This window comes from Micromonospora mirobrigensis (assembly GCF_900091555.1).
In the GTDB taxonomy this organism is placed as follows: Bacteria; Actinomycetota; Actinomycetes; order Mycobacteriales; family Micromonosporaceae; genus Micromonospora; species Micromonospora mirobrigensis.
In genome coordinates, this window is the sequence record NZ_FMCX01000008.1 from 77,612 (window position 1) to 104,161 (window position 26,550).

Genomic DNA, 26,550 nt, shown 5'->3' on the forward strand with positions numbered 1-26,550 from the left:
CCAACTTCATGATCAACCCGGTGGGTCCGCAGGGGCGGGTCCGGGGGTGGGGTGGTCAGGGGTGGAGGCGGTTGAGGGTGGCGATGTCGGTGCCGTGGCCCTCGTGCTTCTCGGTGGGGGTCTCCACCACGATCGGTACGCCTTCGGTGGCGGGGTGGCGCATCAGTTCCGCGAAGGCGGGCTCGCCGATGCTGCCCTTGCCGATGTTCTCGTGCCGGTCCCGGGTCGAGCCGCACAGGTCCTTCGAGTCGTTGGCGTGCACCAGCTTCAGCCGGCCCGGCCCGACCGTCGCCACCAGGGTGTCCAACGTCGCGGTCATCCCGCCCTCGGCGGCCAGGTCGTGCCCGGCGGCCCAGGCGTGGCAGGTGTCGAAGCAGACCCCGAGCATCGGGTGCCGGTCCACCGCGTCCAGGTAGGGGCCCAGCTGCTCCACCCGGGAGGCCAGCGACCGGCCCCCGCCGGCGCTCGGCTCCACCAGCAGCATCGGGCCGCCCGCCGCGTCGGCGGCGTCCAGCAGTGGCAGCAACGTCTCGCGTAGCTGCCGCATCGCCGCCTCGGCGTGCCCGGCGTCCACCGCGCTGCCGGCGTGGAAGACCACTCCGGCCGCGCCGATCGCGGCGCCCCGGCCCAGCGCGTGCGCCAGCGTCTCCGCCGACCGCCGCACGGTGTCGCCGGTGGGGGAGCCGAGGTTCACCAGCAGGGACGCGTGGATGTAGACCGGTACGCCACGCTCGCCGCAGCCGTCCCGGAACAGGACGTCCTGCGCCGGGTCGCCCGGCGGCAGCGCCCAGCCCCGCGAGTTCGACACGTACACCTGCACCACCCGGGAGCCGGCCGCGTCGAGGTACGGCAGGGCCGCCCGGGCCAGCCCGCCGGAGGTCGGCGTGTGCGAGCCGACCGCCCGGCGCGCGGCCGGTACGACCGGACCGGTCGTGGTCACAGACATCCGATGGTCACCTGGGTGCCCGGCGGGACCTGCGCGTTCTCGCCCGGGTTCTGGAACCGGACGATGCCGTTCGGGTTGAACTGCACGTTCACTCCGAAGCCGAGCCCCTGCAACTGCTGCTGCGCCTGCGGGCAGGGCAGGTCGACCACCCGGGGCACGACCACCGCGGCCGGGCCCTTGCTGACCTCCAGCTTGACCTGGGCGCCCTTCTCCACCCCGGCGCCGTCGGCCGGGCTCTGCCCGAGGATCTCGTCCTTGGGCTTGTCGGAGTCCTTGTACGTCTCGACCGGCACCAGGCCCAGCTGGGCCAGCGCCGCCCGCGCCTCGCCGACGTTCTTGCCCACGAGCTGCGGCACGGTGATCGGCGCGCGGCCCCGGCTCACCACCACGGTGATCCTGGTGCCCGGCTTGACCTGGGCGTTGGCCTTGGGGCTGGTGGCCACCACCACGCCCTTGGGCAGGTTGTCGTCGTACCGGGCGGGGCCCTTGACCACCGCCAGCTTCAGGTTCTTCAGGTCGCCCACGGCCAGCTCGTAGTCCTTGCCGACCACGTCCGGCAGGGGGAAGCGCTCCGGGCCGAGGGAGAGGACGAGGGTGATCGTGCCGCCCTTGACGATCCGGGCCGCGGAGGCCGGGCTCTGCCCGACGACCCGGTCCCGGGGGGCCTTCTCGTCGTACCGGGGCTCGCCGTAGTCGATGTTGAAGCCGGCCCGGGCGGCCTGCGCCTCCGCGTCGGCCTTGCTCAGGCTCACCAGCTCCGGGGCGACGGTGTAGCGGCCCACCCCGAACCACCAGCCGGCCAGCGCGGCGACCAGCCCGAACACCACCACGACGGCGGCGATGCCGAGCCGACCCTGCCCGCCGCCGAACCGGCCGCGCAGCGCGGTGAGGCCACCGGACGCCTCGGCCGGTGCCGCCGCCCGCCGCCGGTGCGGCTGGGCCGCGGTCTCGGGCAGCCTGGCCCACGACGGACGCTGCGCCGGCTGCACCGCGGCCACCACCATGGTCGGCTCGGCCACCGGCTGCGGCCCGTCGGTCACCCGCCGAAGGACCGTCGTGTGGGTGTTGTCCGGCTTGCCGAGGTCCTCCCGGACGACCTGCGCCTCGGCCAGCAGGGCGCCCGCGTCGGCCGGCCGGGCCCCCGGGTCGCGCCGGGTGGCCCGGGCCACCAGCTCGTCGAGCCCACGCGGCAGCCCCGGCACCAGCGTCGACGGCGCCGGCACGTCCTTGTCGACGTGCTGCCAGGCCACGTCCACCGGCCGGTCCCCGTCGTACGGCACCCGACCGGTGAGCATCTCGAACAGCACGATGCCGGCGGAGTAGACGTCGGTACGCGCGTCCGCCCGGCCCTCGGTGACCAGCTCCGGCGCCACGTAAGCGACGGTCGCCATCAGCTGGTTGCCGTTCTCCTCGCTGGCCTCCACGGCCCGGGCCAGCCCGAAGTCGGCGACCTTGACCACGCTGTCGACCAGGTTGGCCGGCCCGCCGGTGGGCGCCTCGGCGACCAGCACGTTCTCCGGCTTGACGTCGCGGTGGACCAGGCCGGCCCGGTGCGCGGCGGCCAGCGCGGAGAGCATCTGCTCGGTGATCGCCAGAGCCTCGTCCGGGTTGAGCCGGCGCCGCTCGGCCAGCACGTCGCGCAGGGTGCGGCCGCGGACGTACTCCATGACCAGGTACGGCAGCCCGCCGTGGGTGCCCTGGTCGTAGACGGCGACCACGTTCGGGTGGGTCAGCCGGGCGATCGTCTTGGCCTCGTCGGTGAACCGGGCCACGAAGCCGGCCAGCTGGGACCGCTGCTCCGGGGCCTGGGTCGGGTGAATGATCTTGACCGCCACGGTGCGCTCCAGGCGCTCGTCGGTGGCGGTGTACACGGTCGCCATGCCGCCACGCGCGACGCGACCGCGAATGCGGTAACGCCCGTCGATCAGCGAGCCCAGCAACGTGTCGGCGACCTGTGTGTCCATCGGCAGGCAGTCTATGTGTCCGGAGGGTGAAGGTTGAACAGGATGCTACAGCCGGGGGCCCGGTCGGCATGTCCCGGCGCGCTCACCGAGGCCACGGGGGTGCCGCTGCGCCCGGGCCGGCGGGACGTGGCAGGGTGTTCGGGTGACCGATTCCTTCGCCGACCAGGCTCCCGGCACCGACCTCGCCGGCCCGACCGACCCGGCCGACTGGCTCACCCTGCCCGACGTCGCCGAGCGCCTCGACGTGTCGATCAGCAAGGTGCACCAGATGATCCGCGACCGTGAGCTGCTTGCCGTCCGGCGCGACGGCGTGCGCCGGATCCCGGCCGACCTGGTGGCCAACAAGACGGTGCTCAAGCACCTGCCCGGCGTGCTGACCCTGCTCACCGACGCCGGCTACGACGACGAGGCGGCGCTGCGCTGGCTCTATCAGCCCGACGACACCCTCTCCGGTGGCACCGGCGCCGCGACCCTCGGCGGGGACCACGCCCGGGAGGTCAAGCGCCGCGCCCAGGCCCTCGGCTTCTAGAGCCAGCCGTGGAGTCGGGCCCGGTGCGCCGCCTCGATCCGGTTACGGGTGCCGGTCTTGCCGATCGCGGATGACAGGTAGTTGCGCACGGTGCTCTCGGACAGGCGCAGACGGGCGGCGATGTCCGCGACCGTCGCGCCGTCCCTACCGGCCGCGAGCACATCGCGCTCGCGGTCGGTGAGCGGGTTCGGGCCGGCCGACAGCGCGGCCGCCGCGAGGGCCGGGTCGATCACCCGATCACCGGCGAGGACGCGGCGGACGGCCACCGCCAGCTCCTCGACGGGGCCGTCCTTGACCAGGAAGCCGGCCGCTCCCGCCTCCATGGCCCGGCGCAGGTAGCCGGGCCGGCCGAACGTGGTGAGGATCAGCACGCGGCACCCGGGCAGTCGATTCCGCAGCTCGGCGGCGGTGTCGAGGCCGCTGCCGTCGGGCATCTCGATGTCGAGCAGGGCCACGTCGGGGCAGGTGCGCAGGGCGGCCGCGAGCGCCTCGGCGGTGGTGCCCGCCTCGGCCACCACCTCGATGTCGGGCTCCAGATCGAGCAGCAGGGCCAGGGCGCCGCGCATCATGCCCTGGTCCTCGGCGAGCAGCAGCCGAATCATGTCGGCACCGGTGCGGGAAGGCGTGCGGTGAGTTCGAGGCCGCCGCCCGGTGGTCGGCCGAACCCGATTGAGCCGCCGGCCCGTTCCAGCCGTTCGGCGAGACCGCGCAGGCCGTTGCCGGGTTCCGGGCGGCCTCCGACGCCGTTGTCGCGAACGGTCAGCACGGCTCCTGCCTCGTCACCGGCGACCGTGATCTCGCACCGGGTGGCACCGCTGTGGCGCAGCACGTTCGTCACCCCCTCGCGCAGCACCCAGCGGAAGGCCTCGTCGGCCTCGACGCTCAGCGGGTGCCCGCTGCCCCGCACCGTGACCGCTATCCCGACGGTGTCGAGGACGGTGCGGGCATTCGCCAGCTCCCGGCCGAAACCCTGCTCGCGATACCCGGTGACGGCCTCGCGCACCTCGCCGAGCGCGGTGCGGCCGATCCGTTCGATGTCGGCCGCCTCCGTCGCCGCCCGGGCCGGATCGGCCGGAGCGAGGCGGCGGACCACCTCCGCCTTGACCACGATCAGCGAGAGCGTGTGACCGAGCAGATCGTGCAGGTCCTGGGCGAAGCGCAGCCGCTCCCGTTCGACGACCGTCCGGGCCAGCTCCTGCTGGGTGCGGCGGAGCTCCTCGACGAGGCGCGCCAACCGGACGAAGCCGATGGTCGACGCGCCGGCGAGCGCGGTGATCAGGGCGGTGGGGACGACGTCGCCGGCTGGCGACCGGTGCACGGCCCCGATCACCAGCACGGCGGCGACGCTGCCGCCGGTCCACCCGAACGCCGCAGCGGGGCGGGTCAGCCCGACCGCACCGGCGGAGCACACGTACAGAAGAACGATCAGCCCACCGTCCGACACTCCGGTGAACGCCGCGGCGAGCGCTGTGCCGAGCAGGGCGTGCAGAGCCAGGCCCGCGTGGTGCAGCCTCGACGAGACCGGTAGGTCGACGACCGGCACCGCCACCAACAGCAGGTAGAGCAGCACGAAGACACCCAGCCCGGCCGCGGCCACCGGCTCCCGAGCGCCCGCCCGGGCGGCCGGCAGCAGCAGCCACAACCATGCGGTGTGCGCGGCCACGAGCACCAGGCCGCGCCGCCGCCTACTCCGGTCACCGGACACGATCGCCACCGTATCGGCCGTCAGCGCCCGGCGGTCGAGCGCCGGTACGCCCAGGTCGCGACGACCGCGAAGAGCGCGGTCCACGCCACCAGCACGGCCAGCCCCGACACGCTGGGCGGGTGCCCGGCGGCGGAGCGCCAGCCCAGTTCGGCGTACCGGTAGGTCGGCAGCGCGTGCGCCAGGTCGCGCAGCACGCCAGGGAAGTACGCGGTGGGCGCCAGCAGGCCGCCGAGCACCGACAGGACGAGGAACACCAGGAAGTTGACCGGCACCGCGACCTGTGGGGCCAGGCCGTAGCCGATGGCGAGACCCAGCAGGGTGAACGGCACGGTGCCGACCCACATCAGCAGCAGCAGGCCGATCCACCGGCCGGCCGGCAGCTGGACGTGGTGCTGGATCGACGCGGCGGCCCCGACGGCGATCACCGGCGGGATCGCGGTGAGACTGCCGGTCAGCGCCTTCACGGCGACCACTCCGCCGGGCGGCAGCGGGGTCACGCGGAGTTGGTGCAGCCAGCCGGCCGCGCGTTCCTGCGCCACCGCCGCGCCGACCATGAGGACACCGGCGACGGCGCCGTAACCGGCCAGGCCGATCATGACCGCGACCGGCGCGCCGAGGCCCTCCAGGCGGTCGCCGGCGGACCAGCCCGAGAAGATCACGTACGTGGTGACGGGTCCGATGATCGAGAAGAACGCCAGCCGAGGGTCGCGGACGAGCCGGCGCAGTTCGAATCGTAGGTAGGCGCGCATCAGTGATCCTTCTCGGTGGTCAGGGTGAGGAAGGCCTGGTCGAGGGAGCTCGCGTCCCGCACGCCGGCCTGAGCGCGGATCTGCGCGGGTGTGCCGTCGGCCACCACCCGGCCGGCGGCGAGCACCACGATCCGGTCGGCGTACTCGTCCGCCTCGTGCAGTTGGTGGGTGCTGAACAGGACCGTACGACCGCCGGCCGCGTACTCGCGGACCGCGGTCCAGAACGACCGCCGGGCGGCGACGTCCATCGCGGCGGCCGGCTCGTCGAGCACCAGCAGATCGGGGTCGCCGGCCAGGGCGAACGCGAACCGGGCCCGCTGCGCCTCGCCGCCGGAGAGCCGGTCGAGCCGCCGGCCGGCGAGGCCGGCGAGCCCTGCGACCGTGAGGACCCGGTCGGTGTCCAGCGGGTGCGGGTAGAGCGCCCGGGCCAGCTCGACCAGGTCACGGACGGTCGCACCGGGGACGAACGCGCCTTCCTGCAGCATCGCGCCGACCCGGCCGGCCCGTACCGCGTCGTCGGGGGTCCCGCCGAACAGCGTGACCGTACCGGTGTCGGGCGGTGCCAGACCGAGCATGAGCGAGATCGCAGTGGTCTTGCCGGCGCCGTTGGGGCCGAGCAGGGCCACCACGCTGCCCCGACCGATGGTCAGATCGAGATCGTCGACGGCCCGAACGGATCCGAATCGTCGGCCGACCCGGGTGAGACGAACAGCGCTGTCATCCATGCCGACGACGCTAGGAGCACGTCCAGACGACGGGCAGAGCCGCGAATACGGGATGCGCCGTGACAAATGTCCTCAGGGCGGGCCGGCGAGCAGCTCATCGGTGGGGCCGAGACGGATGAGGGGTCAGTCGGTGCGGCGGGTGGCGGCGATGGCCAGGTCGACCAGGGCCTGCCGGGCCTCGGTGTCCAGGTCCACCGTGCCGAGGGCCGCGAGGGCGGTCTCGGTCAGCGTGGCGATCCGCTGCTCGGTGCGGTCCAGCGCGCCCGTGGCAGTGATCAGCTCCCGCAGCCGGGCGATCCCGGCCTCGTCCAGCCCCGGATCGCCCAGCCCGCCGAGCAGCAGCTGCCGGCCCGCCTCGTCGGCCGCCTGTACGGCCGCCGCCACCAGGTACGTCCGCTTCCCCTCCCGCAGGTCGTCCCCGGCCGGCTTGCCGGTCTGCGCGGGATCCCCGAAGACCCCGAGCACGTCGTCGCGGAGCTGGAACGCCTCACCCAGCGGCAGCCCGTACGCCGAGTACGCGTCCCGCACCGCCGCCGGCGCGTCGGCCAGCGCGGCGCCCAGCAGCAGCGGCCGCTCGACGGTGTACTTCGCCGACTTGTAGCGGGCCACCTTGCCGGCCCGCTCCAGCGAGAAGTCCCCGGTCGCCTGGGTCAGCACGTCGAGGTACTGCCCGACGGTGACCTCGGTGCGCATCTCGTCGAAGACCGGCCGGGCCCGGGCCACCGTGCGCGGGTCCAACCCGGCGGAGTGCAGCAGCTCGTCCGACCAGACCAGACACAGGTCGCCCAGGAGGATCGCAGCGGCGTCGCCGAAGCCGTCCGCGTCACCGCCCCAGCCGGCGCCGCGGTGCCGGGACGCGAACCGCCGGTGCACCGCGGGCTCCCCCCGCCGGGTGTCCGAGCGGTCCATCAGGTCGTCGTGGATCAGCGCGCTGGCCTGCACGAACTCCAGCGCGGCCAGGGTGCTCACCACCTGGTCCGAATCCACCCCGCGGGCGCCCCGGTAACCCCAGTAGGCGAAGGCCGGGCGCAGCCGCTTGCCCCCGCCCAGCACGAACCGCTCGATCGCCTCCGCCACCGGGGCCAGGGCGTCGTCCACCCCGCTCATCCAGGAGCGCTGGTGCGCCAGGAACTCGGCCAGGGCCTTGTCGACCCGCTGTCGCAGGCCGGCGCGGTCGACGGGGGAGACGGGAGCAGCGTGGGTCACGCCCCGACGCTAGCCGGTCCCGGCCGGACCCGCCTCACCCGCCGGGTCGGCGCGTCGGCCGGCTCGGGCCGACCCGAGGACGACGCGGACCCGGCCGACCGGTCGGTCCGCCGCGGGGCAGCCACGGCCGGACCGCGGCGACGAGCGCGCCGTAGCGGCGTACCGCCGGGTGGTCGGGATGCTCGGCCAGCCGGCGGCGTACCTCGGTCAGCTGCCCGACGGCGCGGGGAGAACCGGCGCGGACCGCGTCGAGCAGCGCGGCCCCGGCCACCGCGCAGGCCTGCTCAACCTCACCGGCCTGGAGGTGGGCGCGGGCCAGCCAGGCGCCGTAGACCGCCGCGCTGCGGGGCCGCCCCGCCCGGTGGGCGGCGGCCCGCAACGGCGGCTCGGCGGGGCCGGGCCGGCCCAGCGCCACCAGCGTCCGCCCGGTCATCGCGGCCAGCTCCGCGCCGTCGAGCCAGTACAGCCAGGGCGGCTCCCGGCCCGGCTCGGGCGCGCCGGTGGCGCGGCCGGCCGCCGCCAGCGCGGCACCGGCCGCGCGGTGCCGGCCACCGAGCGCGGCGGCGAGCGCCACCCGGTGCAGCAGCAGGGCGCGCAGCCCCGGACTGGCCGCCCGCCGGGCCCCGGCGTACCCGAGCCGGGCCAGCAGCAGCGCCCCCTGCGGATCGCCAACCCCGGCCAGCAGGTGGCTGGCCGAGGCGAGCACGTGCCCACCGAGCGCCGGGTCGCCGGCCGCCGCGGCCGCCCGCAGGCCCAGCCGGTACGCGCCGAGCGCTCCGGCGGCATCGCCCGCGTCGGCCGCCAGCCAGCCGCACAGCTGCGCCGACTCGGCCAGCGTCGGGAGCAGCCGGCGACGGTCGACCGGCCCCGCCCCGGCCAACCGGCGCACCACCCGACCCAGCCGGTACGCCCCGGCCGGCGCCAGGTCCGCGCCGCCGACCAGGTCGTCCAGCCGGCGCAGCTCGGCCAGCGGGCCTACCCGGTCCGGCGTCCCACCGACCGGCAGCCCGGCCAGCGGGGCGGCGGTCGGGGCGGCGAGGAGCCCGTCCCGCGGGTCGGCCGCCCAGCGGTGCGCCACGGCGATCAGCGCCGCCCGCGGGCGGGAGCCGGTGGCCGGCCCGGGCGCGGCCGCACGGTGGTGGTCCCGGGCGGCGGCGTCGGTGAGCAGGCCGGCCGGCACCGCGAGGACGACCGCCAGCCAGCCCAGCCAGAAGTCACCGGGCAGCCGGAGCTGCCGCTCCCAGCGGGAGATCTCGTGCCGGGTGAGGGTGGACACGCCGGCGGCGGCGCAGAGCTCGGCGGCCAGCCGCTGCTGGCTCCAGCCGCGGTCGTGCCGCAGCCGGGCCAGCAGCGTGCCGAGCGGGGGCGGGGTCATCGGTCCTCCGGAAGGCGTCGGCGCGGCGGGCGACACCGGCCGTCCCGGGCGGGACGGCACACACGTCGCCTGATCGGTGCTGACCCCCGCGCGGGCCCCCGTGACGGTGGCCCTGCGACCATCGCCACCCGCGCTGGACCATTGATATCCCGGGGGTACGACGCTTCCGTGCCACGCGGGCGCTCCACGCGGTGGGAAGGTCGTCGGCGTGGCGGCCGTGGCCCGCTAGAGTCGTCACGTGGCGCTCGGTCTTCCCTCCGTCCTCCCCAATCCCCAGCCGGCGATCGGGGAGCTGATCCGCGCCGGTCGGCCGACCTTCTCCTTCGAGTTCTTCCCGCCCAAGACGGCGCAGGGCGAGCGGCTGCTCTGGCAGGCGATCCGCGAGCTGGAGTCGCTGCGGCCGTCGTTCGTGTCGATCACCTACGGCGCGGGCGGCTCGACCCGGGACACCACGGTCGCGGTCACCGAGCGGATCGCCACCGAGACCACCCTGCTGCCGATGGCCCACCTGACCGCGGTCAACCACTCCGTCGCCGAGCTGCGCAACGTGGTCGGCCGGCTGGCCGGGGTGGGCGTGCGCAACGTGCTCGCCGTGCGGGGCGACCCGCCGGGCGACCCGGGTGGCGAGTGGATCGCCCACCCGGAGGGCGTGCGCTACGCCGAGGACCTGGTCCGGTTGGTCCGCGACGCGGGGGACTTCAGCGTCGGGGTGGCCGCCTTCCCGTACAAGCACCCCCGCTCCGCCGACGTGGCCAGCGACACCGCGCACTTCGTCCGCAAGTGCCGGGCCGGCGCCGAGTTCGCGATCACCCAGATGTTCTTCGACGCCGACGACTACCTGCGGCTGCGGGACCGGGTCGCCGCAGCCGGCTGCGACACCCCGATCCTGGCCGGGGTGATGCCGGTGACCCAGATCGGCACCATCGAACGGTCGGTGCAACTCTCCGGGGCGCCGTTCCCGACCGCGCTGGCCGAGCGCTTCGCCGAGGTCGCCGACGACCCCGAGGCGGTCCACCGGCTCGGCGTCGAGCAGGCCGGCGAGATGTGCCGGCGACTGCTCGACGAGGGGGTGCCGGGCATCCACTTCATCACCCTCAACCGCTCCACCGCGACCCGCGAGGTGTGGCAGCACCTCCAGGTCGGCGCGCGGGTGTGACCCCGGCTGCGCGACACCTGGAGCCTGCTGCGACGGTTGACCGGTGGTGGGGACACAACTGAGCTGGGACGAGTACGCCACCGCCTGGGCCCGGTTGCACGGCGGTTTCGATCCGCGGGTGGCGGCGCCGGTGGTCCGCGCCTGGCTGCGCTTCGCGTACCACGTGGGCTTCATCCTGGGCCGGCTGCGGGTCACCCCGACCGCGGTGACGGCGGCCGGGGTGCTGCTCTGCTTCTGCGTGCCGCTGTTCGCCGTCCGACCGGTGAACGGGCCGATCCTGGGTGCGCTGTTCGTGCTGGCCGCCGCGGTGGCGGACAGTGTGGACGGTGCCGTCGCGGTGGCCACCGCCCGGACCACCCGGCTCGGCTACGTCTACGACTCGCTGGCCGACCGGCTCGGCGAGGTGGCCTGGCTGACCGCGTTCTGGCTGGTGGGTGCGCCGGGTGCGCTGGTCGTCGCGGCCGGCGCGCTGTCCTGGCTGCACGAGTACGTCCGCGCCCGGGCGGTCGCCGCCGGGATGCGGGAGCTGGGCGCGGTCACCGTGGGGGAGCGGCCCACCCGGGTCTGCGTGGCCCTGCTGGGGCTGCTGCTGGCCGGCGTGAGCGGCCTGATCGACCCGGACCTGACCGCCGGCACGATGACCATGGCGACCGCCGTCTGGGTGCTGCTGGCCGGCTTCGGGCTGGGCCAGCTCCTGTCGGCCGTCCGTCGGGCCCTGATCGACGCCGGCTGACCGGCTCCCCGGGTGTTAAGAGGGGGCCCTTCCTATACCGCAGGCGTTAAGAGGGGGCCCCTCCTTCAGTCCCAGGCGGGGCCGATCTCGTCGGCGACGATCTGGGCGGAGAGGGTGACCATCGGCAGCCCGCCGCCCGGGTGGCTGGAGCCGCCCACCAGCCACAGCCCGTGCGCCGGCCCCCGGTTGGCCGGGCGGAGCAGCCCGCCGGCGGTGCCGTAGATCGACCCGCCCGGGGCGGCGGTGGCGGTGGCCAGGTCCGCCGGGGTGCGCACCTCGCGGAACAGCAGCCGGTCCCGCACGTCCACACCCCGCTCGGCGAGCACGTCCAGGATCCGGTCGGCGTACGCGTCGGCCAACCCCGGCCGGCGCCAGTCCACCGCCCCGGCGGCGGTGCCGTGGCGGGCCGCGTTGACCAGCACGAACCACGCCTCGTGCCCGTCCGGGCGGACCATCGGGTCGTGGGCCACCGTGACGAAGACCGTCGGGTCCAGCGCCGGGCGGGCGCGTACCCCCCGGCCCGGGGCGCCGAAGACGGCGTCGAACTCCGCGTCGTAGTCGCCGGGGAAGAAGACATTGTGGTGGGCCAGCCCGGAGTCGCCGCGTACGCCGAGCAGCAGCACGAACCCGGCGAGGCTGCGGTCGGTCAGCCCGGCCAGCCGGCGCGGGTGCGGCAGCAGGTCACGGTAGAGGGTCAGCGCGTCGCAGTTGGCCACCACCACGTCGGCGGGGATCGGGGCGGCGGCCCCGGCGACGCGTACCCCGTGCACCCGGCCACCGGCGGCGTCGATCCGGGTGACCGTGGCGCCGGTGCGGACCACCACGCCCAGGTCCAGGCAGCGGGTGAGCAGCGCGTCGGCGAGCGTGCCCAGCCCGCCGCGCAGGTACCAGCCGCCGTACGCCAGCTCCGCGTAGGGGACGGCGACCAGCGCGGCCGGGGCGCGGCGCGGGTCGGCGCCGGTGTAGGTGGCGTACCGGTCGAGCAGCATCCGCAGCCGCGGGTCGGACAGGTGGCCGCGGCCCAGCCCGCGCAGCGTACGCCCGGGGGCGATGGCGGCCAGGTCACCCAGCCGCCAGGCCAGCGCGGCCAGGTCGCGCGGCGAGTCCACGGTGCGGCGCAGGATGTCCCGCTCGGAGGCCGCCCACACCCGGGCGGCCCGCCGCCACAGCCGCCGCCAGTCGGCGGCGGAGCGCTCGCCGAGCGCGGCGCCGATCCGGGCGGCGAACCCGTCCGGGTCGGCGCACGAGTCGAGGGTGACACCGTCGGGGAAGACGTGCCGCACGATCGGGTCCAGCGGCACCAGGTCCAGGTATTCGTCGAGCTTCGCGCCGGTCGCCTCGAACAGGTCGTGGAAGACCTGCGGCAGGGTGAGCAGGCTGGGCCCGGTGTCGAAGTGGAACGACCCCTCGGCGGTGTCGTGGGTGTACCGGCCGAGCTTGCCGCCGACGGTGTCGGCCCGCTCCAGGACGGTCACCTCGTGCCCGGTGGCGGCCAGCCGGGCGGCGGTGGCCAGGCCACCCACCCCGGCGCCGACGACCACGATCCGCGCCATGCCGCTCCTCCTAGGTGACGGGGCGGCCACGCCAGGACAGGCGGCGCCGCTTCCGCAGATGGTACGACCGCCCGGTCAGCCAACCGAGGACCACGACCGACACGGGGTGTGCCAGCGCGTCGGGCCACGCCCGGCAGCCGGTGGCCCGGGCGCAGACCATCCGCCCGGCGACCCCCAGCAGGTAGGCGGTCAGGGCGACCCCGGCCACCGCCGGCGCGCCGGCCAGCAGCGCCGCCACCGCCAGCAGCGGCGGAGCGGAGTAGAGCGCGAGCAGCAGCGTCACCACGACCGCCGCGGCCGCCGGGTGCCCGAACGAGGCCCAGAGCGACTTGGTGTAGCCGTCGCGCAGCTCGGGCCAGGTCTCGTACATCCGGCAGGCGGCCAGCCGGGAGCCGTCGGCCAGCGCGATCCGGCCGCCGGACCGCTTCACGGCCCGGGCCAGCTCGATGTCCTCCAGCACCTTGTCGGCGACCGCCGCGTGCCCGCCGGCCCGCAGGTAGCCGGCCCGGTCCACCACCAGGAACTGGCCGCCCGCGGCGGCCAGCGACGGCCGCGGCGAGCGTTCCATCGCCCGCAGCGGCAGGAAGGTCAGCCACAACCACTGCAACAGCGGCTGCACCAGCCGGTCGGCCACCGACCGCACCACGATCCGGGGGTACGCCGACAGCAGCGTCGCCTCCGCCGCGCGCAGCTCGGTCACCGCCGCCGCGACCGCGTACGGGGTGAGCACCACGTCGGCGTCGACGAAGGCGAGCGCGGTGACGGCCGGATCGGCGCGGCTGGCCAGCTGCCAGCAGGCGTGCGGCTTGCCCAGCCAGCCGGGCGGCGGGGCGACCCCGGTGAGCAGGGTGACCCGCGGGTCGTCGCCGGCCACCGACCGCACCACGTCGGCGGTGCCGTCGGTCGAGCCGTCGTCGAGCACCACGATCCGCAGCCCGGGCACGCCCCGCTGGGCGAGCAGCGACCGCAGGCACGGGGTGACCCGCTCCGCCTCGTCGCGCAGCGGCAGCAGCACCGCCACCGGCTCGGCGACCTCGACCGGCCGGTCGGTGGGGCGGCGCAGCCAGCGGGTGGCGTTGAGCCAGCTGTGCGCGGTCAGCGCGGCCACGGCGAGCAGCAGCGCGAGAGCGGCGGTCATCGGGTCGCGTCGACCCCGCCCGCCGGGGCGCCCGCGCGGTCCGGCGCGGCGTCCGCCGGGCTGTCCCCGGCGTTCGGGCGACGTCCCCGGCCGAGCACGACGGCCAGCGGCAGGGCGGTCACCGCCATGCCCAGCGCGCCCCAGACCGCCGACGCGGGCAGCCGGAGGAAGACCGCGTGGGCCATGATGCTGGAGAAGTACGTCCACAGGTAGAGCGCGAACATCGGCCGGTCCGCCGGCCCGGTCCGGTCCACGGTCGACCCGGCCAGCGGACGCAGCGCCGCCATCAGCAGCACCGCGAAGAGCAGCCAGCCGAGGTAGTTGCTGACCGGGATGCCGGGCAGCCCGGGCAGCGCCGGGGTGGCGTCCCGCCACCGCCAGTGCCCCTCGGCCACCATCTGCGGGTCGAGGAAGAGGTCCCAGGCGGCCAGCCCGACGGCGGCCAGCCCGATCCGGGCGGCCCGGGTGGTGGTGAGCCGGACGGCGGTGAGCCAGGCCGGCCAGGCCATCCACGTCCAGGCGAGCGGGATGATCAGCGGCACCCCGGCCAGCTTCGGGCCGAGCTGCCCGGAGTAGTCGTAGCTGCCGAACGGGAAGCCGGTGGCCACCCCGAGCGCCTCGATCGCGAAACCACCGCCGGTGGCCACGGCGACCAGGGCGACGGCCGTACGCGGGCCGCGGGTGAGCAGGGCGTGGCTCACCGAGAGCAGCCAGCCCAGCACGACCGTGGCGACGGTCAGCCGGTTACGGGCGCCGCCCCCGGTCAGCGGATAGCAGATCTGGGCGAGGATCAGGACGGCCAGCAGCGCCCAGCAGAACCGCCGGCGGATCACGGCGTGTCCGGGCGCGGCCGGCCGGCCGCCGACGGTTCCAGCGGCAGGTCCCGGCCGAGCACCCCGAAGGGACGCTCGTCGCCGGGGAAGTGGAAGTGGCGCAGCAGGTCGACGAAGCCGAACCGGCGGTACAGCCGCCAGGCCCGGGACTTCTGTTCGTCCGCCTCGGGGGTGGAGAGCAGGGTGGTGCTCCCCTCGGCCATGCCGAGCAGGGCGCGCAGCTGGCCGGCCCCCAGCCCGTGCCCCTGTGCCGCGGGCCGGACGTGCAGCTCGACGACCTCGAAGCAGTCGGTGAGCCAGCGCTGCCGGGCCGCCGGGTCCAGGGCGCGGTGGACCTGGTCGTGCCACCACTGGCCGGACGTGCCGAGGTAGCCGTAGCCGAAGCCGGCCAGGTGTCCCTCCGAGGAGAGGCTGGCCACCGCCCGGAAGCCGGGGCGGCGGACGTGGGTGGCGATGTAGCCGCGCCGGGCCTGCAGCAGGTCGGCGCGGTAGCCCATCGCCTCGCCGTAGACGGCCACCACGTCGTCCAGCCGCCGGACGAGATCCTCCGGTGTCCACCGGACCAGCCTCATGCGTGTTCCTTCCCCGTCACCTGGTCACCCTCGGCGACCCAGCCCAGCACCGTCCGGTCACCGACCACGTCACGCACCTCGAACCGGGCGAAGAGTTCCTCGGCGTACCACCCTTCGGTGGGGGTGCGGGTGATCGCGGCCCGGTGCTCGGGGTGACGGTACGCGAACGCCACCAGGTCCGCCGGGTCGCGCCACACGCTGACCGTGCCCTGCCAGCCCAGCGGGGCCTCGCCCACCCCGAACCGGGCCAACAGGCCGGGCGCGCCGTGCAGCGCGGCGGCCACCGGCGGGATCGCCCGCCAGAAGGTGGCCGCCCGCCGGGGCCGCAGCCGGGCCCGGGTCAGCGCCAGCACCGGCCCGGCCACCCGGCCACCCGGCGGGTCGCCGAAGGGTCGCCGGCCGGACCACTCGCCCCGGCTGGTCACCGGACGCAGGTCGACCCGTACCGAGGAACGGGCGATCCGGGCCCAGGAGCGGCCGACCGGGGAGTCGTCGAAGCGGTCCGCCGCCGCGGCGGTGTCCCAGACCACCAGGGCGGCCCAGCGGGTCAGGTCGGCGTCGCCCGGGCCGAAGCCGGTGCCCGTCCCGGTGCCGAGCAGCTTGGCGAACCGGACGCCGGGCAGCCGGCGCAGCCGCGGCGGGAGCGTCGCCATCCGGGCCAGCGCCCGGGGGACCGCCGCGCGGGGGATCCGCCACACGTGCAGGGTGACCAGGTCGGGGACCGCGGTGGCAGGGGGCTCGCTCACGCCACCCCGACCGCGGTGCCCGCGGTGATCCGCAGCAGCTCGGCGTACGTGGTGGGGAAGACCGCCCGCGGCACCCCGCCGGCCGCCCACGCCTCGTCGTACGCCTCCAGCGCGGTGTCGACCAGGGTGCGCAGCGGCGCCGGGTGGCCGACCGGGGCGACCCCGCCGATCGGCTGGCCGGTGTGCTCCCGGACGAACTCCGGGGTGGCCCGGCGCAGGTGGGTGAGGCCCAGGGAGGCGGCCAGGCCGGCGGTGTCCACCCGGTGCGCGCCGGAGGTCAGCACCAGCAGCGGAGCACCGTCGGCGTCGAAAATGAGCGAGTTGGCGATCTGGCCGACCTGGACGCCGAGCGCCTCGGCCGCCGCGGCGGCGGTGTGCACCGCGTCGGGCAGCAGGCGGACCTGGGCGGCGGCCCCGGAGCCGTCCCGCGCCCCCGCCTCGTCGAGCGCCCTCTGCACCGCCTGCACGTTCGGGTGTGGCTGCATGCCGACCATTCTTCCCGGTCCGCCGCCGCCCCGTACGGCCGGCCACGCCGCGCGCCGCCGCGAGCCGTCACGGCCCCCGTCGGCCTGTCGTCACGGCCCGCGCCGCCGCAGCCCCTCCACCCGGAGCGGCGAGCGGACGCCCCCGGGACGCTCACCCCCGCGCCGCCGGCGATCCCGACGGTCACCGACAGCGATCAGCCCTGCTGCCCCGCCCCCACCCCCGCCGCTCCCTTTGCTCTGCTGCCACCGGCGCAACAGGTACACCCGGTAACTGGTGCGTGGAGGGCAGCAGAGCAAAGGGGCGCGCAGAGCTGCGCCGGGGCGGGCGGAGTTCTGCGCGAATCCCCTGGTAGGCGGGTTGGAACCACTCGGAAGGGTTGGCCGGGTCCGTGTCGGTCGGGTAAAGGCAGCGACGGAGCGTCACCAATCCTTTGGCCTGGGGGCGTCACGCAGAGCCACGAACCCTGCGGGGTGGGCGGCCGTCAGGCGGCGCGGAGCATCCTGCCGCCGGGCCAGCCGGGGGTGGCGGCCACCCGGCCGGTGGCGTCGACCAACAGGGCCGCGTACCCGTCCAGGGTGGCCAGCCAGTCCAGGGCGTCGGCGCCCCGGGCGACCGCCGCGGTGGCGTACACGTCGGCCCAGAGCAGTTCGGGCCCGACCACGGTGACCGACCGGACGGCCTCGGCCGGTCGCCCGGAGCGGGGGTCGGTGATGTGCGCGCCGCGCCGCGCGGTGCCCGAGGTGGCGACCGCGCCGCGCTCCAGCTCCAGCACGTCGAGCAGCCGTTCGGGGTGATCCGGATCCTCCACGCCGACCCGCCACGACGGGCGCCCAGGGCCGGTACGCAGCAGCACGTCACCGCCGGCGTTCAGGCACCGGTCGTGCCCGTCCAGGTCGGCGAGCCAGCGGGCGGCCCGCTGCACCGCCCAGCCCTTGACCAGGCCGGACGGGTCGAAGCCGACGCCCCCACCGGGCAGCGGCAGGCGGCGGGTGTCGAACCACCCGCCGGTCCGGGCGCGAGCCTCCTCGCAGAGCGTCACCACCTCGCGCACCAGCGGGTCGGCGGTGGCGGTCGGGCCGGGCGGCGCGCCGCCGAGCCGGCCCAGCACGCTCTCCGGCCGGTACGTGCTGAACACCGCGTCCAGTTCGCGCAGCTCGGCGAAGACCCGCTCCACCCGTTCCGCCACCGCGTCGGTACGCACCTCGGGGCCGCGCAGGTGCACGCTGACCGGCAGCCCCATCACCTGCACCACCCAGGCGCGCCGGTCGATTTCCACGGTCAGGTTCATCGGGTCCTCACTTCAGGTGCGCCGCGTCGAGCGCCGACTGGAGGGACTCCCGGTAGCCCTCGCTGGTGACGGTGGCCCCGGAGACGGTGTCGATGTTCGCGCTCTGCGCCGAGATGGCCTCCTGCCGCAGCACCGGCACGGCGTAGTCGTTGATCTCCTGGTCCCGGTGGTTGCCGTCCGGCACCTGCACCGCCGTGACGTCGGTGATCTTCCCGCCGGAGACGGTGATCCGGACCTGTACCGGCCCCCACCGGGTCTGCGCCACCGACCCGGTGGCCGTGCCGGAAGCCCCGCCGGGCGAGCCGCCGGAGTCGGGCGAGCCGCCGGAGGAGTCGTTCGGCGAGCCGGCGGAGCCGGTGCCGCTGCCGTCGTCCGTGCCGCTCCAGGAGCTGCCGGTCGAGCCGTCCGAGCCGGCGGCGATCGCGCTGCTCTCCCCGCCCGGCCCCATCGTGCTGGTCTTGTAGCTGAACAGCAGCACCAGCGCGGCGACCGTGGACAGCAGCCAGAGGGTGATCCGTCGCATGGATTCGTCCTTCCCGCCTGTCACCAGGCGAAGCGTTCGTGATGGAGGTGCGCCTCGGGCACGCCGGCGGCCCGGGTCGCGGCGCGGACGGCGTCGACCCAGCCGTCCGGACCGCAGAGGTACACGTCGTGTCCGGCGATCTCCGGCGACAGCCGGCGCAGCGCCTCGACGTCGGAGAGCCCCTCGGCGTACGCCGGCAGCCAGGACGGTCGCCGCGCGCGCGGCCCGACCAGGTGGTGGACCACCACGCCGCGCTCCGCGGCGAGCCGGTCCAGCTCCGCGCGGAAGGCCAGCTCCTCTCCGGTACGCGCGCGGTAGAGCAGCACCGCGTGGCCCGGGGCGTACGGCAGCTCCCAGAGCAGCGCCAGCAGCGGGGTGATGCCGACGCCGCAGGCGAGCATGGTGACCCCGCCGCCGCGCCAGCGCTCCCCGGTCAGCCGCCCGTACGGCCCCTCCAGCAGCACCTTCGTGCCGGGGCGCAGGGTGGTCACCCGGGAGCTGTCGTCGCCGAGCTGCTTGACGGTGATCCGCATCAGGTCGCCCGACGGCGGCGCGGACAGCGAGTACGGGTGGGCGCGGGACCAGCCGGGGCCGTCCAGGAAGCGCCAGTTGAAGAACTGTCCGGCCCGGGCGGGCAGCCGGTGCAGGTGGCGCCCGCGCAGCCAGACCGAGGTGATGCCGGGCGCCTCGGGCACCACCGCGGCCACCTCGACCCGGTGCCGCAGCGTCCGCCAGGCCGGCAGCCCCAGCCGGAACAGCAGCACGCTGCCCAGCGCCAGCAGGTACACCGTCCACCAGTAGGCGCGGGCGGCCGCCGAGCCGACGAAGTCGGCGCCGGTCCAGAGCTGGTGCGGCAACGCCAGCGCGATGCCCAGGTACGCGTACAGGTGCAGCAGGTGCCAGGACTCGTAGCGCAGCCGGCGCCGGGCCGCCCGCACCGAGGTCACCACGACCAGGACCAGCAGCGCCAGCGCCGCCGTGGCCAGCAGCATCCCCGGGTACGTGACGACCAGGTCCCAGGTCTGCGCGAGCACGCCCTGCCGGGCGGTGCCGGCGTACCCGAGGATCGTCAGCGCCACGTGGGCGAGGAGCAGGTGGAAGGAGGTGAAGCCGGCCAGCCGGTGCCAGCGGGCGATCCGGTCCTGGCCGAAGCTGCGCTCGATCAGCGGCACCCGGGCCATCAGCACCACCTGGACGAGCATCAGGTCGGCGCTGAGCAGGCCGGCGAGCCGGCCGGCGGAGGTGAGGCCGGTGGCCGGGCCGGAGAGCAGCTCCTGCACCCCCCGGTCGGCGGTCCAGAGGGCGGTGACCACCAGCAGGCTGAGCCAGGCGGCGGCGCCCGCCACGTCCGCCCACCACCGGGGCGTGGCCGACGGCGCCCGCAGGGCGGTGCGCCGGTCCGCGACGGCGGCGGTCACCGGACGGTCGTTTCGGTACGACTCACGTTCATGACCTCACCCTGGTCCGGTGAACTCTGCGCCTGCTTTGCCGTCGCTGTGCGCCAGCTGGGAATCCGGACCGGGGATCCGCCCGGCCGGCGCGCCACACGTTGCATTTTCGTCGGAGGGGAGGTGTACTGTCAGCAGTAGTTAGAACGAGTGTTCGATTGAGTCGCACACCCGTTCCAACGGTCTCCGGGAGCGGTGTTTCGCGGCACCGCCTCCCGGGAGGCGCGGTTCCGCGGACCGCGCCGGGGCGCCGGGCAGTCGCGAGCCCGGTTCCCGTCAAGGCAGGACCGTCGTCCGCCGCCCACCGACCCCCGGGCGGCGGACGACGGACCCGCCGGTACGCCGGCCGGGTGTGGTGTGGGGAAGCTCCACACCCGGCCGGCCGCCACCAGGTGCGTCTTCCTCCGCACCACCGCCCCCGGGCGCACCACCGGCGGATTCCGGTCCGCCGCACGGCGCGTCCGTCCCGGTCACGTGGAGGAGACGTCCCATGCCGACCAGTCCGGCCCAGGCACCGACGGTGCCGGCGCACGTGCTGCCGCACCGCACCCCGGCCCAACTGCTCGCGGTGGCCCGTCGTGGCCTCGTCGAGGCCGCCCAGACCCGCCCCGACGGTCTCCGGTACGCCGCCGCCCACCTCTCCGCGCTGCGCGCCGCCGCCGCCCTGCTCGCCGCCCGGGCCCGTCCCGCGCCCACCCGACGCAACCGGATCACCAGCGTCTGGGTGCTGCTCAGCGCCGTCGCCCCCGAGCTGGACGAGTGGGCGCGCTACTTCGCCGCCGGCGCCGGCAAGCGGGCCGCCGCCGAGGCCGGCATCCCCCGGGTGGTGACCGCCCGGGAGGCCGACGACCTGCTCCGCGCCGCCGAGGAGTTCGTGACGGTGGTGGAGAACGCGCTCGGCGTGCCGCACCAGCCCGCCCTCGACGGGCTCGCCGCCTGAGGCCTGTGGCGTCCGGCCACCGGCGGGAGAACCGTGGCCGGACGCCACGCATCCAGATCCAGCAGACAGGCCGGGCTCCGGCCGGCCAATTCGGCAATGCACGACCGGGCTTCGCCCCGGGGTCACACGACGGGGGGTTGGTCCGATGGCGGGCCGCATGGTTGTCGGTTCCGCCGCACTGGCCGGTCTGGTGCGTCCGGCGAGCGCACCCGATCCGGCGGGCGGCCACCGGGTGCTGCCGGTCGCGCCCGAGCTGACCGGGCTGCTGCCCAACCGGGGACTGCGCCGGGGCAGCACCGTCGCGGTGGCCACCGGCCAGCCCCGGCGCAGCGGCGGCACCTCGCTGGTGCTGGCGCTGCTCGCCGAGGCATCCCGCGCCGGTTCGTGGTGCGCCGTGGTGGGGGTGCCGACCTTCGGCGCCGGGGCGGCCGCCGAGGCCGGCATCGCCCTGGACCGGCTCGCCCTGGTGCCCAACCCCGGCCCCGAATGGTCGACCGTGGTCGCCGCGCTGATCGACGGGGTGGACGTGGTGGTCACCGCCGTGCCGGCGAGCGTCTCCGCGTCGGTGGCCACCCGGCTGGCCGCCCGGGCCCGACAGCGGGGCAGCGTCCTCGTCCCGTACGGGCGGTGGGACGGCGCGGACGTCACCCTCCAGGTGGTCCGGGGGGTCTGGGAGGGGCTCGGAGCGGGCCGGGGGCGGCTGCGCCGCCGCGAGGTCACCGTGTCGGCCCGGGGCCGCGGCGCGGCCGCCCGGCCCAAGGAGATCAAGGTCTGGCTGCCCGGGGACACGCTGACCCGGGTCGTCCCCCGGTCCGCCGGCGCGCCCGCCCCGCCCCGGGCGGTCCCGTCCCGCCGGGGCGCGCTCACCCTGGTCGACTCCGCGTGACCACGCCGGTACGCACCCTGCTGCTCTGGTGCCCGGACTGGCCGGTCATCGCCGCCGAGATCGTCGACGGGGTGCCGGCCACCGGGCCGGTGGCCGTGCTGCACGCCAACCGGGTGGTGGCCTGCTCGGAACAGGCCCGCGCCGAGGGGGTGCGTCGAGGGCTGCGCCGACGGGAGGCGCAGGGGCGCTGCCCCCGGCTGACCGTGGTCGACCACGATCCCGGCCGGGACGCCCGGGCGTTCGAGCCGGTGGTCGCCGCGGTCGAGGAGGTGGCCGCCGGGGTCGAGGTGGTCCGCCCCGGCGCCTGCGCGCTGGCGGCCCGGGGCCCCGCCCGCTACCTCGGCGGCGAGGAGGCGGCCGCCGAACGGATCATCGAGCAGGTCGCCCAGGCGTGCGCGGTGGAGAGCCAGGTCGGGATCGCCGACGGGGTCTTCGCCGCCGGGCTGGCCGCGCGTACCGGGCGGGTGGTGCCGCCGGGCGGGTCGCCCGCGTTCCTGGCCGGCCTGCCGGTGGAGGCGCTCGGCCGGCCGGCCCTGACCGACCTGCTGCGCCGGCTCGGCGTACGCACCCTGGCCGACTTCGCGGCGTTGCCGGCGGGCGACGTGCTGGCCCGGTTCGGCTTCGACGGGGCCCTGGCCCACCGGCTCGCCGCGGGGCGGGACCACCGGCCGCTCGCGGTCCGGCAGCCCCCGGTCGACCTGGCGGTGACCGCCGACCACGACGAGCCGATCGACCGGGTCGACGCGGCGGCGTTCGCCGCCCGGGCGCTGGCCGAGCGGCTGCACGAGCGGCTGGCCGGGCACGGCCTGGCCTGCACCCGGCTCGGCATCGAGGCGGTCACCGCGCACGGCCAGGAACTGCACCGGGTCTGGCGGCACGACGGGCTGCTGACCGTCGCGGCGATCGCCGACCGGGTCCGCTGGCAGCTCGACGGCTGGCTCTCCGGCAGCAACGGCCGGGCCGGCGGCGCCCGTGCGGCCCGGCCGACGGCCGGGATCATCCGGCTGCGCCTGGTCCCCGACGGGGTGCTCGCCCAGGCCGGGTTGCAGGCCGGGCTCTGGGGGGAGGCCGGCGAGGAGCGGGAGCGGGCGCACCGGGCGTTGAGCCGGGTGCAGGGCATCCTCGGGCCGGAGGCGGTGGTCACCGCCGTGCTCGGCGGCGGCCGGTCCCCGGCCGACCAGACCCGGTTGGTCCCGTGGGGCGACGAACGGCTGCCCGCCCGACCCGGACAGCCGCCGTGGCCGGGCCGGATCCCGCCGCCCGCGCCGGCCGTGGTGCTGCCCAGCCCGCTGTCGGCCACCGTGCACGACGCCGCCGGCGAGCCGGTCGTGGTCACCGCCCGGCTGGCGGTGAGCGCCGCGCCCGCGCGGCTGACCGTCGACACCGGCCGGCCGGCCGAGATCGTCGGGTGGGCCGGCCCGTGGCCGGTGGACGAGCGCTGGTGGGCCCCGGCCGAGGCCCGCCGCCGGGCCCGGTTCCAGGTCAGCCTCGCCGACGGCACCGCCCTGCTGCTCGCCGTCGAGGGCGGCCGGTGGCTGGTGGAGGCGATCTATGACTGAGCACCGCTGGGGAGCGGCCGGGTGAGCTTCCACAACCCGAAGATGCCCTGGTCGGAGCTGGAACAGGTGCTCTCCGGCGGCGGGCCGGCGGGCCGGGGCGCGAAGGGGCGGGGCGAGCGGCACCTGCACGTGGTGGACCCGCTCGCGGTCGACGCCGACGGCGGCGACTCGCCGGCCTGGAGCCGCAAGCGGCAGCACTACGAGCCGCCCGAGCTGCCCCGAACCGACGCCGCCGTGCCCTACGCCGAGTTGCACGCGCACACCAACTTCAGCTTCCTCGACGGGGCCAGCCACCCGGAGGAACTGGCCGAGGAGGCCGCCCGGCTGGGGCTCACCGCGCTCGCCGTCACCGACCACGACGGCTTCTACGGGGTGGTCCGCTTCGCCGAGGCGGCCCGCGCGCTGCACCTGCCGACGGTCTTCGGCGCGGAGCTCTCCCTCGGGCTGCCCGGCCCGCAGAACGGCGAACCCGACCCGCACGGCGCGCACCTGCTGGTGCTCGCCCACGGCCACGAGGGGTACGCCCGGCTCGCCGCCACCATCTCCCGGGCCCAGCTGCGCGGTGGGGAGAAGGGCCGCCCGGTCTACGGGGAACTGGAGGAGGTCGCCGCCGAACTGCGCGACCACGTGCTGGTGCTCACCGGCTGCCGCAAGGGGCACGTGCCGGCAGCCCTGCTCACCGAGGGGGTCGACGCGGCGGCCCGCGAGCTGGACCGGCTCACCGCGCTCTTCGGCGCCGACACGGTGGCGGTGGAGCTGACCGACCACGGCAACCCGGTCGACGCCGACCGCAACGACGCCCTCGCCGAGCTGGCCGCCACCGCCGGGCTGCCCACCGTGGCCACCAACAACGTGCACTACGCCACCCCGGGCCGGCGCCGGCTGGCCACCACCGTGGCCGCGGTGCGGGCCCGCCGCAGCCTCGACGAGATCGACGGCTGGCTGCCCGCCGCCGCCACCGCCCACCTGCGCAGCGGCGCGGAGATGGCGGCCCGGTTCGCCGCGTACCCGGGGGCGGTGGCCCGGGCCGCCGAGTTCGGCGCGGGGCTCGCCTTCGACCTCCAGCTGGTCGCGCCGCAGCTGCCGGCGTACCCGGTGCCGGCCGGGCACACCGAGATGAGCTGGCTGCGCCACCTGACGATGGCCGGCGCCCACGAGCGGTACGGCCCGCCCGAGGCGCACCCGGAGGCGTACGCGCAGCTGGAGCACGAGCTGCGGATGATCGACGAGCTGGGTTTCCCCGGCTACTTCCTGGTGGTCTACGACCTGGTCAGCTTCTGCCGCGAGCAGGACATCTACTGCCAGGGGCGGGGCTCGGCGGCCAACTCGGCGGTCTGCTACGCGCTGCGGATCACCAACGTGGACGCGGTCCGGCACCGGCTGCTCTTCGAACGCTTCCTCGCCCCCGAGCGGGACGGGCCGCCCGACATCGACGTGGACATCGAGTCCGACCGTCGAGAGGAGGTGATCCAGCACGTCTACGCCCGCTACGGCCGGGAGCACACCGCCCAGGTGGCCAACGTCATCTCCTACCGGCCCCGGTCGGCGGTGCGGGACGTGGCGAAGGCGTTCGGCTTCTCACCCGGTCAGCAGGACGCCTGGAGCAAGCAGATCGACCGGTGGGGCTCGGTCGCCGCGGTCGACGTCGAGGACATCCCCGAGCAGGTGGTGGCGTACGCCAACGAGCTCCAGACGTTCCCCCGGCACCTGGGCATCCACTCCGGCGGCATGGTGATCTGCGACCGGCCGGTGATCGAGGTCTGCCCGGTGGAGTGGGGGCGGATGCCCGGCCGCAGCGTGCTCCAGTGGGACAAGGACGACTGCGCCGCCGTCGGGCTGGTCAAGTTCGACCTGCTCGGCCTCGGCATGCTCTCGGCCCTGCACTACGGCTACGACATGATCGGCGAGACCCTCGACCTGGGTGACATGACCCTGGACGACCCGGAGGTCTACGACATGCTCTGCCGGGCCGACTCGGTCGGGGTGTTCCAGGTGGAGAGCCGGGCCCAGATGGCCACCCTGCCCCGGCTCAAGCCCCGCGAGTTCTACGACCTGGTGGTGGAGGTGGCGCTGATCCGGCCCGGCCCGATCCAGGGCGGCTCGGTGCACCCGTTCATCCGGCGCAAGAACGGCCAGGAGCCGGTGACGTACGCGCACCCGCTGATGCGCAACGCGCTGGAGAAGACCCTCGGCGTGCCGCTGTTCCAGGAGCAGCTGATGCAGCTCGCCATCGACCTGGCCGGCTTCGACGCGGCCGGGGCCGACCAGCTGCGCCGGGCGATGGGGGCGAAGCGCTCGGTGGAGCGGATGGCGCAGATCGCCGACCGGCTCTACGCCGGGATGGCCGAGCGGGGCATCACCGGGGAGCTGGCCGACGACGTCTACCGCAAGCTCACCGCGTTCGCCAGCTACGGCTTCCCGGAGAGCCACGCGATGAGCTTCGCCTACCTGGTGTACGCCAGCTCCTGGCTCAAGCGCTACCACCCGGCCCCGTTCCTGGCCGCCCTGCTCAACGCCCAGCCAATGGGCTTCTACTCGCCGCAGACCCTGGTCGACGACGCCCGCCGGCACGGCGTCGAGGTACGCCGGCCGGACATCAACGCCAGCGGCGCGAAGGCGGTGCTGGAGTCGACCCCGCAGACCCGGTGGGGCAGCGGGCCCGGGGAGCCGCCGCACGCCTGGGGGCTGGGCGGTCCGGCGGTCCGATTGGGGCTGGGCGGCGTGCGTACCCTCGGCGACGACGTGGCCGAGCGGATCGAGGCGGAGCGGGCGGCCCACGGCCCGTACGCCGACCTGCCGGACCTGGCCCGGCGGGTCGGGCTGACCGCCGGGCAGCTGGAGGCGCTGGCCACCGCGGACGCCTTCGCCTGTTTCGGGCTGACCCGGCGGCAGGCGCTCTGGGCCGCCGGCGCCGCGGCCCAGGATCGGCCGGGCCGGTTACCGGGCACGGTGACCGGCGCGGCCGCGCCGACGCTGCCCGGCATGGAGGCGGTGGACCGGCTCCAGGCCGACGTGTGGGCCACCGGCCTGTCCCCGGAGAGCCATCCGGCCCGGTTCATCCGCGACCGCCTGGACACGCTGGGCGCGGTGCCGATCGCCCGGCTGGGCCGGGTGGAGCCGGGGCAGCGGATCCGGGTCGGCGGGATCGTCACCCACCGGCAGCGGCCGGCGACCGCGGGCGGGGTGACCTTCCTCAACCTGGAGGACGAGACGGGGATGCTCAACGTCACCTGCTCGCCGGGGTTGTGGCAGCGCTACCGGCGGGTGGCCCGGACCAGCGCGGCGCTGGTGGTACGCGGCCGGTTGCAGCGGCACGAGGGGGTGACCAGCCTGACCGCCGACCGGCTCGACGCGATCGACCCACCGGTCACCCCGGCCTCCCGGGACTTCCGCTGACCGCCGCACCAGGCGCCGGGAACGCGAATATCTCACTCGACGTTTGAAGAACCGGACAACCGGAGATGTGCAGGTCGCTCGGGCAGAGTTGCCC

23 protein-coding genes and 1 pseudogene are annotated in these 26,550 nt (G+C 75.9%); 7 read left to right on the plus strand and 17 right to left on the minus strand.

Features of this window, described 5'->3' with window-relative positions; genetic code table 11:
* Positions 1-55: 55 nt before the first annotated feature.
* Both GA0070564_RS23755 and pknB read right to left on the minus strand, forming a co-directional pair.
* On the minus strand, positions 56-946 hold the full coding sequence (locus tag GA0070564_RS23755; protein ID WP_091613048.1) for a deoxyribonuclease IV: 891 nt from the start codon (positions 944-946) through the stop codon (positions 56-58).
* Positions 937-2,910, minus strand: a complete 1,974-nt coding sequence (gene pknB / locus GA0070564_RS23760; protein WP_091613052.1) for a Stk1 family PASTA domain-containing Ser/Thr kinase — start codon at positions 2,908-2,910, stop codon at positions 937-939. Before pknB ends, GA0070564_RS23755 begins: the two co-directional genes overlap by 10 nt.
* Before the next feature lie 142 nt (positions 2,911-3,052).
* Between pknB and GA0070564_RS23765 the strand changes: the two genes are divergently transcribed.
* Positions 3,053-3,439 (plus strand): Rv2175c family DNA-binding protein, encoded by a 387-nt coding sequence (locus GA0070564_RS23765; protein WP_091613057.1) that lies wholly within the window; start codon positions 3,053-3,055, stop codon positions 3,437-3,439.
* Here the strand turns inward: GA0070564_RS23765 and GA0070564_RS23770 are convergent.
* The 6 genes from GA0070564_RS23770 to GA0070564_RS23795 all read right to left on the minus strand — a co-directional run bounded on the left by GA0070564_RS23770 (position 3,436) and on the right by GA0070564_RS23795 (position 9,199).
* On the minus strand, positions 3,436-4,041 hold the full coding sequence (locus GA0070564_RS23770; RefSeq protein WP_091613062.1) for a response regulator transcription factor: 606 nt from the start codon (positions 4,039-4,041) through the stop codon (positions 3,436-3,438). The genes GA0070564_RS23765 and GA0070564_RS23770 overlap by 4 nt on opposite strands.
* Positions 4,038-5,144 (minus strand): sensor histidine kinase, encoded by a 1,107-nt coding sequence (locus tag GA0070564_RS23775; RefSeq protein ID WP_218104992.1) that lies wholly within the window; start codon positions 5,142-5,144, stop codon positions 4,038-4,040. Before GA0070564_RS23775 ends, GA0070564_RS23770 begins: the two co-directional genes overlap by 4 nt.
* A 20-nt stretch (positions 5,145-5,164) precedes the next feature.
* Positions 5,165-5,893 (minus strand): ABC transporter permease, encoded by a 729-nt coding sequence (locus tag GA0070564_RS23780; RefSeq protein WP_091613070.1) that lies wholly within the window; start codon positions 5,891-5,893, stop codon positions 5,165-5,167.
* On the minus strand, positions 5,893-6,618 hold the full coding sequence (locus GA0070564_RS23785; RefSeq protein WP_091613074.1) for an ABC transporter ATP-binding protein: 726 nt from the start codon (positions 6,616-6,618) through the stop codon (positions 5,893-5,895). The genes GA0070564_RS23780 and GA0070564_RS23785 overlap by 1 nt, the downstream gene beginning before the upstream one ends.
* 123 nt (positions 6,619-6,741) lie before the next feature.
* On the minus strand, positions 6,742-7,824 hold the full coding sequence (locus tag GA0070564_RS23790; protein WP_091613079.1) for a polyprenyl synthetase family protein: 1,083 nt from the start codon (positions 7,822-7,824) through the stop codon (positions 6,742-6,744).
* Positions 7,825-7,858: 34 nt separating this feature from the next.
* The gene (locus tag GA0070564_RS23795; protein ID WP_091613084.1) at positions 7,859-9,199 is read right to left on the minus strand and encodes an NsdA family TPR-like regulatory protein; all 1,341 of its coding nucleotides are present in this window, start codon (positions 9,197-9,199) and stop codon (positions 7,859-7,861) included.
* A 238-nt stretch (positions 9,200-9,437) separates the two neighbouring features.
* On the opposite strand from GA0070564_RS23795, the gene metF reads away from it, so the two are divergent.
* Positions 9,438-10,355: a methylenetetrahydrofolate reductase [NAD(P)H] gene (gene metF / locus GA0070564_RS23800; protein ID WP_091613089.1), complete on the plus strand. Its 918-nt coding sequence runs from the start codon at positions 9,438-9,440 to the stop codon at positions 10,353-10,355.
* A gap of 43 nt (positions 10,356-10,398) precedes the next feature.
* A complete protein-coding gene (locus tag GA0070564_RS23805; protein ID WP_091613092.1) occupies positions 10,399-11,088 on the plus strand; it encodes a CDP-alcohol phosphatidyltransferase family protein in 690 nt (229 codons plus the stop codon).
* Positions 11,089-11,153: 65 nt separating this feature from the next.
* Here the strand turns inward: GA0070564_RS23805 and GA0070564_RS23810 are convergent, their stop codons facing one another.
* The 9 genes from GA0070564_RS23810 to GA0070564_RS23850 all read right to left on the minus strand — a co-directional run bounded on the left by GA0070564_RS23810 (position 11,154) and on the right by GA0070564_RS23850 (position 19,645).
* Positions 11,154-12,641 carry a phytoene desaturase family protein gene (locus tag GA0070564_RS23810; RefSeq protein ID WP_091613095.1) on the minus strand — a complete coding sequence of 496 codons (1,488 nt, stop codon included), beginning with the start codon at positions 12,639-12,641 and terminating at the stop codon, positions 11,154-11,156.
* Positions 12,642-12,651: 10 nt separating this feature from the next.
* Positions 12,652-13,779 carry a glycosyltransferase family 2 protein gene (locus tag GA0070564_RS23815; protein ID WP_091613098.1) on the minus strand — a complete coding sequence of 376 codons (1,128 nt, stop codon included), beginning with the start codon at positions 13,777-13,779 and terminating at the stop codon, positions 12,652-12,654.
* Positions 13,776-14,609, minus strand: a complete 834-nt coding sequence (locus GA0070564_RS23820; RefSeq protein WP_091613633.1) for a carotenoid biosynthesis protein — start codon at positions 14,607-14,609, stop codon at positions 13,776-13,778. Before GA0070564_RS23820 ends, GA0070564_RS23815 begins: the two co-directional genes overlap by 4 nt.
* Positions 14,609-15,184, minus strand: coding sequence for a GNAT family N-acetyltransferase (locus GA0070564_RS23825; protein ID WP_091613102.1), 576 nt, complete (start codon positions 15,182-15,184; stop codon positions 14,609-14,611). Before GA0070564_RS23825 ends, GA0070564_RS23820 begins: the two co-directional genes overlap by 1 nt.
* Positions 15,181-15,930, minus strand: coding sequence for a monooxygenase (locus tag GA0070564_RS23830; RefSeq protein WP_091613106.1), 750 nt, complete (start codon positions 15,928-15,930; stop codon positions 15,181-15,183). Before GA0070564_RS23830 ends, GA0070564_RS23825 begins: the two co-directional genes overlap by 4 nt.
* Complete coding sequence (locus tag GA0070564_RS23835) at positions 15,927-16,415, minus strand: YbaK/EbsC family protein (protein ID WP_091613636.1); 489 nt, start codon at positions 16,413-16,415, stop codon at positions 15,927-15,929. Before GA0070564_RS23835 ends, GA0070564_RS23830 begins: the two co-directional genes overlap by 4 nt.
* Positions 16,416-16,897: 482 nt before the next feature.
* Positions 16,898-17,704, minus strand: a complete 807-nt coding sequence (locus GA0070564_RS23840) for an FAD:protein FMN transferase (RefSeq protein ID WP_091613110.1) — start codon at positions 17,702-17,704, stop codon at positions 16,898-16,900.
* A 7-nt stretch (positions 17,705-17,711) separates the two neighbouring features.
* Entirely contained in the window at positions 17,712-18,227 is a 516-nt protein-coding gene (locus tag GA0070564_RS23845; protein WP_091613114.1) for an FMN-binding protein, read from the minus strand.
* 20 nt (positions 18,228-18,247) lie between these two features.
* Positions 18,248-19,645, minus strand: a complete 1,398-nt coding sequence (locus GA0070564_RS23850; protein ID WP_091613119.1) for a ferredoxin reductase family protein — start codon at positions 19,643-19,645, stop codon at positions 18,248-18,250.
* 520 nt (positions 19,646-20,165) lie between these two features.
* On the opposite strand from GA0070564_RS23850, the gene GA0070564_RS23855 reads away from it, so the two are divergent.
* The 4 genes and pseudogenes from GA0070564_RS23855 (at position 20,166) to GA0070564_RS23870 (ending at position 26,456) form a co-directional block, all read left to right on the plus strand.
* Positions 20,166-20,615, plus strand: a complete 450-nt coding sequence (locus GA0070564_RS23855) for an SAV_6107 family HEPN domain-containing protein (protein ID WP_088972379.1) — start codon at positions 20,166-20,168, stop codon at positions 20,613-20,615.
* A 145-nt stretch (positions 20,616-20,760) separates the two neighbouring features.
* Positions 20,761-21,509, plus strand: a pseudogene (locus tag GA0070564_RS23860) (hypothetical protein); the annotation flags it as partial.
* Complete coding sequence (locus GA0070564_RS23865; protein WP_091613127.1) at positions 21,498-23,060, plus strand: DNA polymerase Y family protein; 1,563 nt, start codon at positions 21,498-21,500, stop codon at positions 23,058-23,060. The pseudogene GA0070564_RS23860 and the gene GA0070564_RS23865, both read left to right, overlap by 12 nt.
* A 21-nt stretch (positions 23,061-23,081) precedes the next feature.
* Positions 23,082-26,456, plus strand: a complete 3,375-nt coding sequence (locus tag GA0070564_RS23870) for an error-prone DNA polymerase (protein WP_091613132.1) — start codon at positions 23,082-23,084, stop codon at positions 26,454-26,456.
* Positions 26,457-26,550 lie beyond the last annotated feature (94 nt).

Bases quoted from the DNA above. Each gene is read 5' to 3' on its own strand.
- GA0070564_RS23755 (WP_091613048.1), bottom strand. From the start codon at position 946: ATGTCTGTGACCACGACCGGTCCGGTCGTACCGGCCGCGCGCCGGGCG.
- pknB (WP_091613052.1), bottom strand. From the start codon at position 2,910: ATGGACACACAGGTCGCCGACACGTTGCTGGGCTCGCTGATCGACGGG.
- GA0070564_RS23770 (WP_091613062.1), bottom strand. From the start codon at position 4,041: ATGATTCGGCTGCTGCTCGCCGAGGACCAGGGCATGATGCGCGGCGCC.
- GA0070564_RS23780 (WP_091613070.1), bottom strand. From the start codon at position 5,893: ATGCGCGCCTACCTACGATTCGAACTGCGCCGGCTCGTCCGCGACCCT.
- GA0070564_RS23785 (WP_091613074.1), bottom strand. From the start codon at position 6,618: ATGGATGACAGCGCTGTTCGTCTCACCCGGGTCGGCCGACGATTCGGA.
- GA0070564_RS23795 (WP_091613084.1), bottom strand. From the start codon at position 9,199: ATGACCCCGCCCCCGCTCGGCACGCTGCTGGCCCGGCTGCGGCACGAC.
- GA0070564_RS23810 (WP_091613095.1), bottom strand. From the start codon at position 12,641: ATGGCGCGGATCGTGGTCGTCGGCGCCGGGGTGGGTGGCCTGGCCACC.
- GA0070564_RS23815 (WP_091613098.1), bottom strand. From the start codon at position 13,779: ATGACCGCCGCTCTCGCGCTGCTGCTCGCCGTGGCCGCGCTGACCGCG.
- GA0070564_RS23825 (WP_091613102.1), bottom strand. From the start codon at position 15,184: ATGAGGCTGGTCCGGTGGACACCGGAGGATCTCGTCCGGCGGCTGGAC.
- GA0070564_RS23835 (WP_091613636.1), bottom strand. From the start codon at position 16,415: ATGCAGCCACACCCGAACGTGCAGGCGGTGCAGAGGGCGCTCGACGAG.
- GA0070564_RS23840 (WP_091613110.1), bottom strand. From the start codon at position 17,704: ATGAACCTGACCGTGGAAATCGACCGGCGCGCCTGGGTGGTGCAGGTG.
- GA0070564_RS23845 (WP_091613114.1), bottom strand. From the start codon at position 18,227: ATGCGACGGATCACCCTCTGGCTGCTGTCCACGGTCGCCGCGCTGGTG.
- GA0070564_RS23855 (WP_088972379.1), top strand. From the start codon at position 20,166: ATGCCGACCAGTCCGGCCCAGGCACCGACGGTGCCGGCGCACGTGCTG.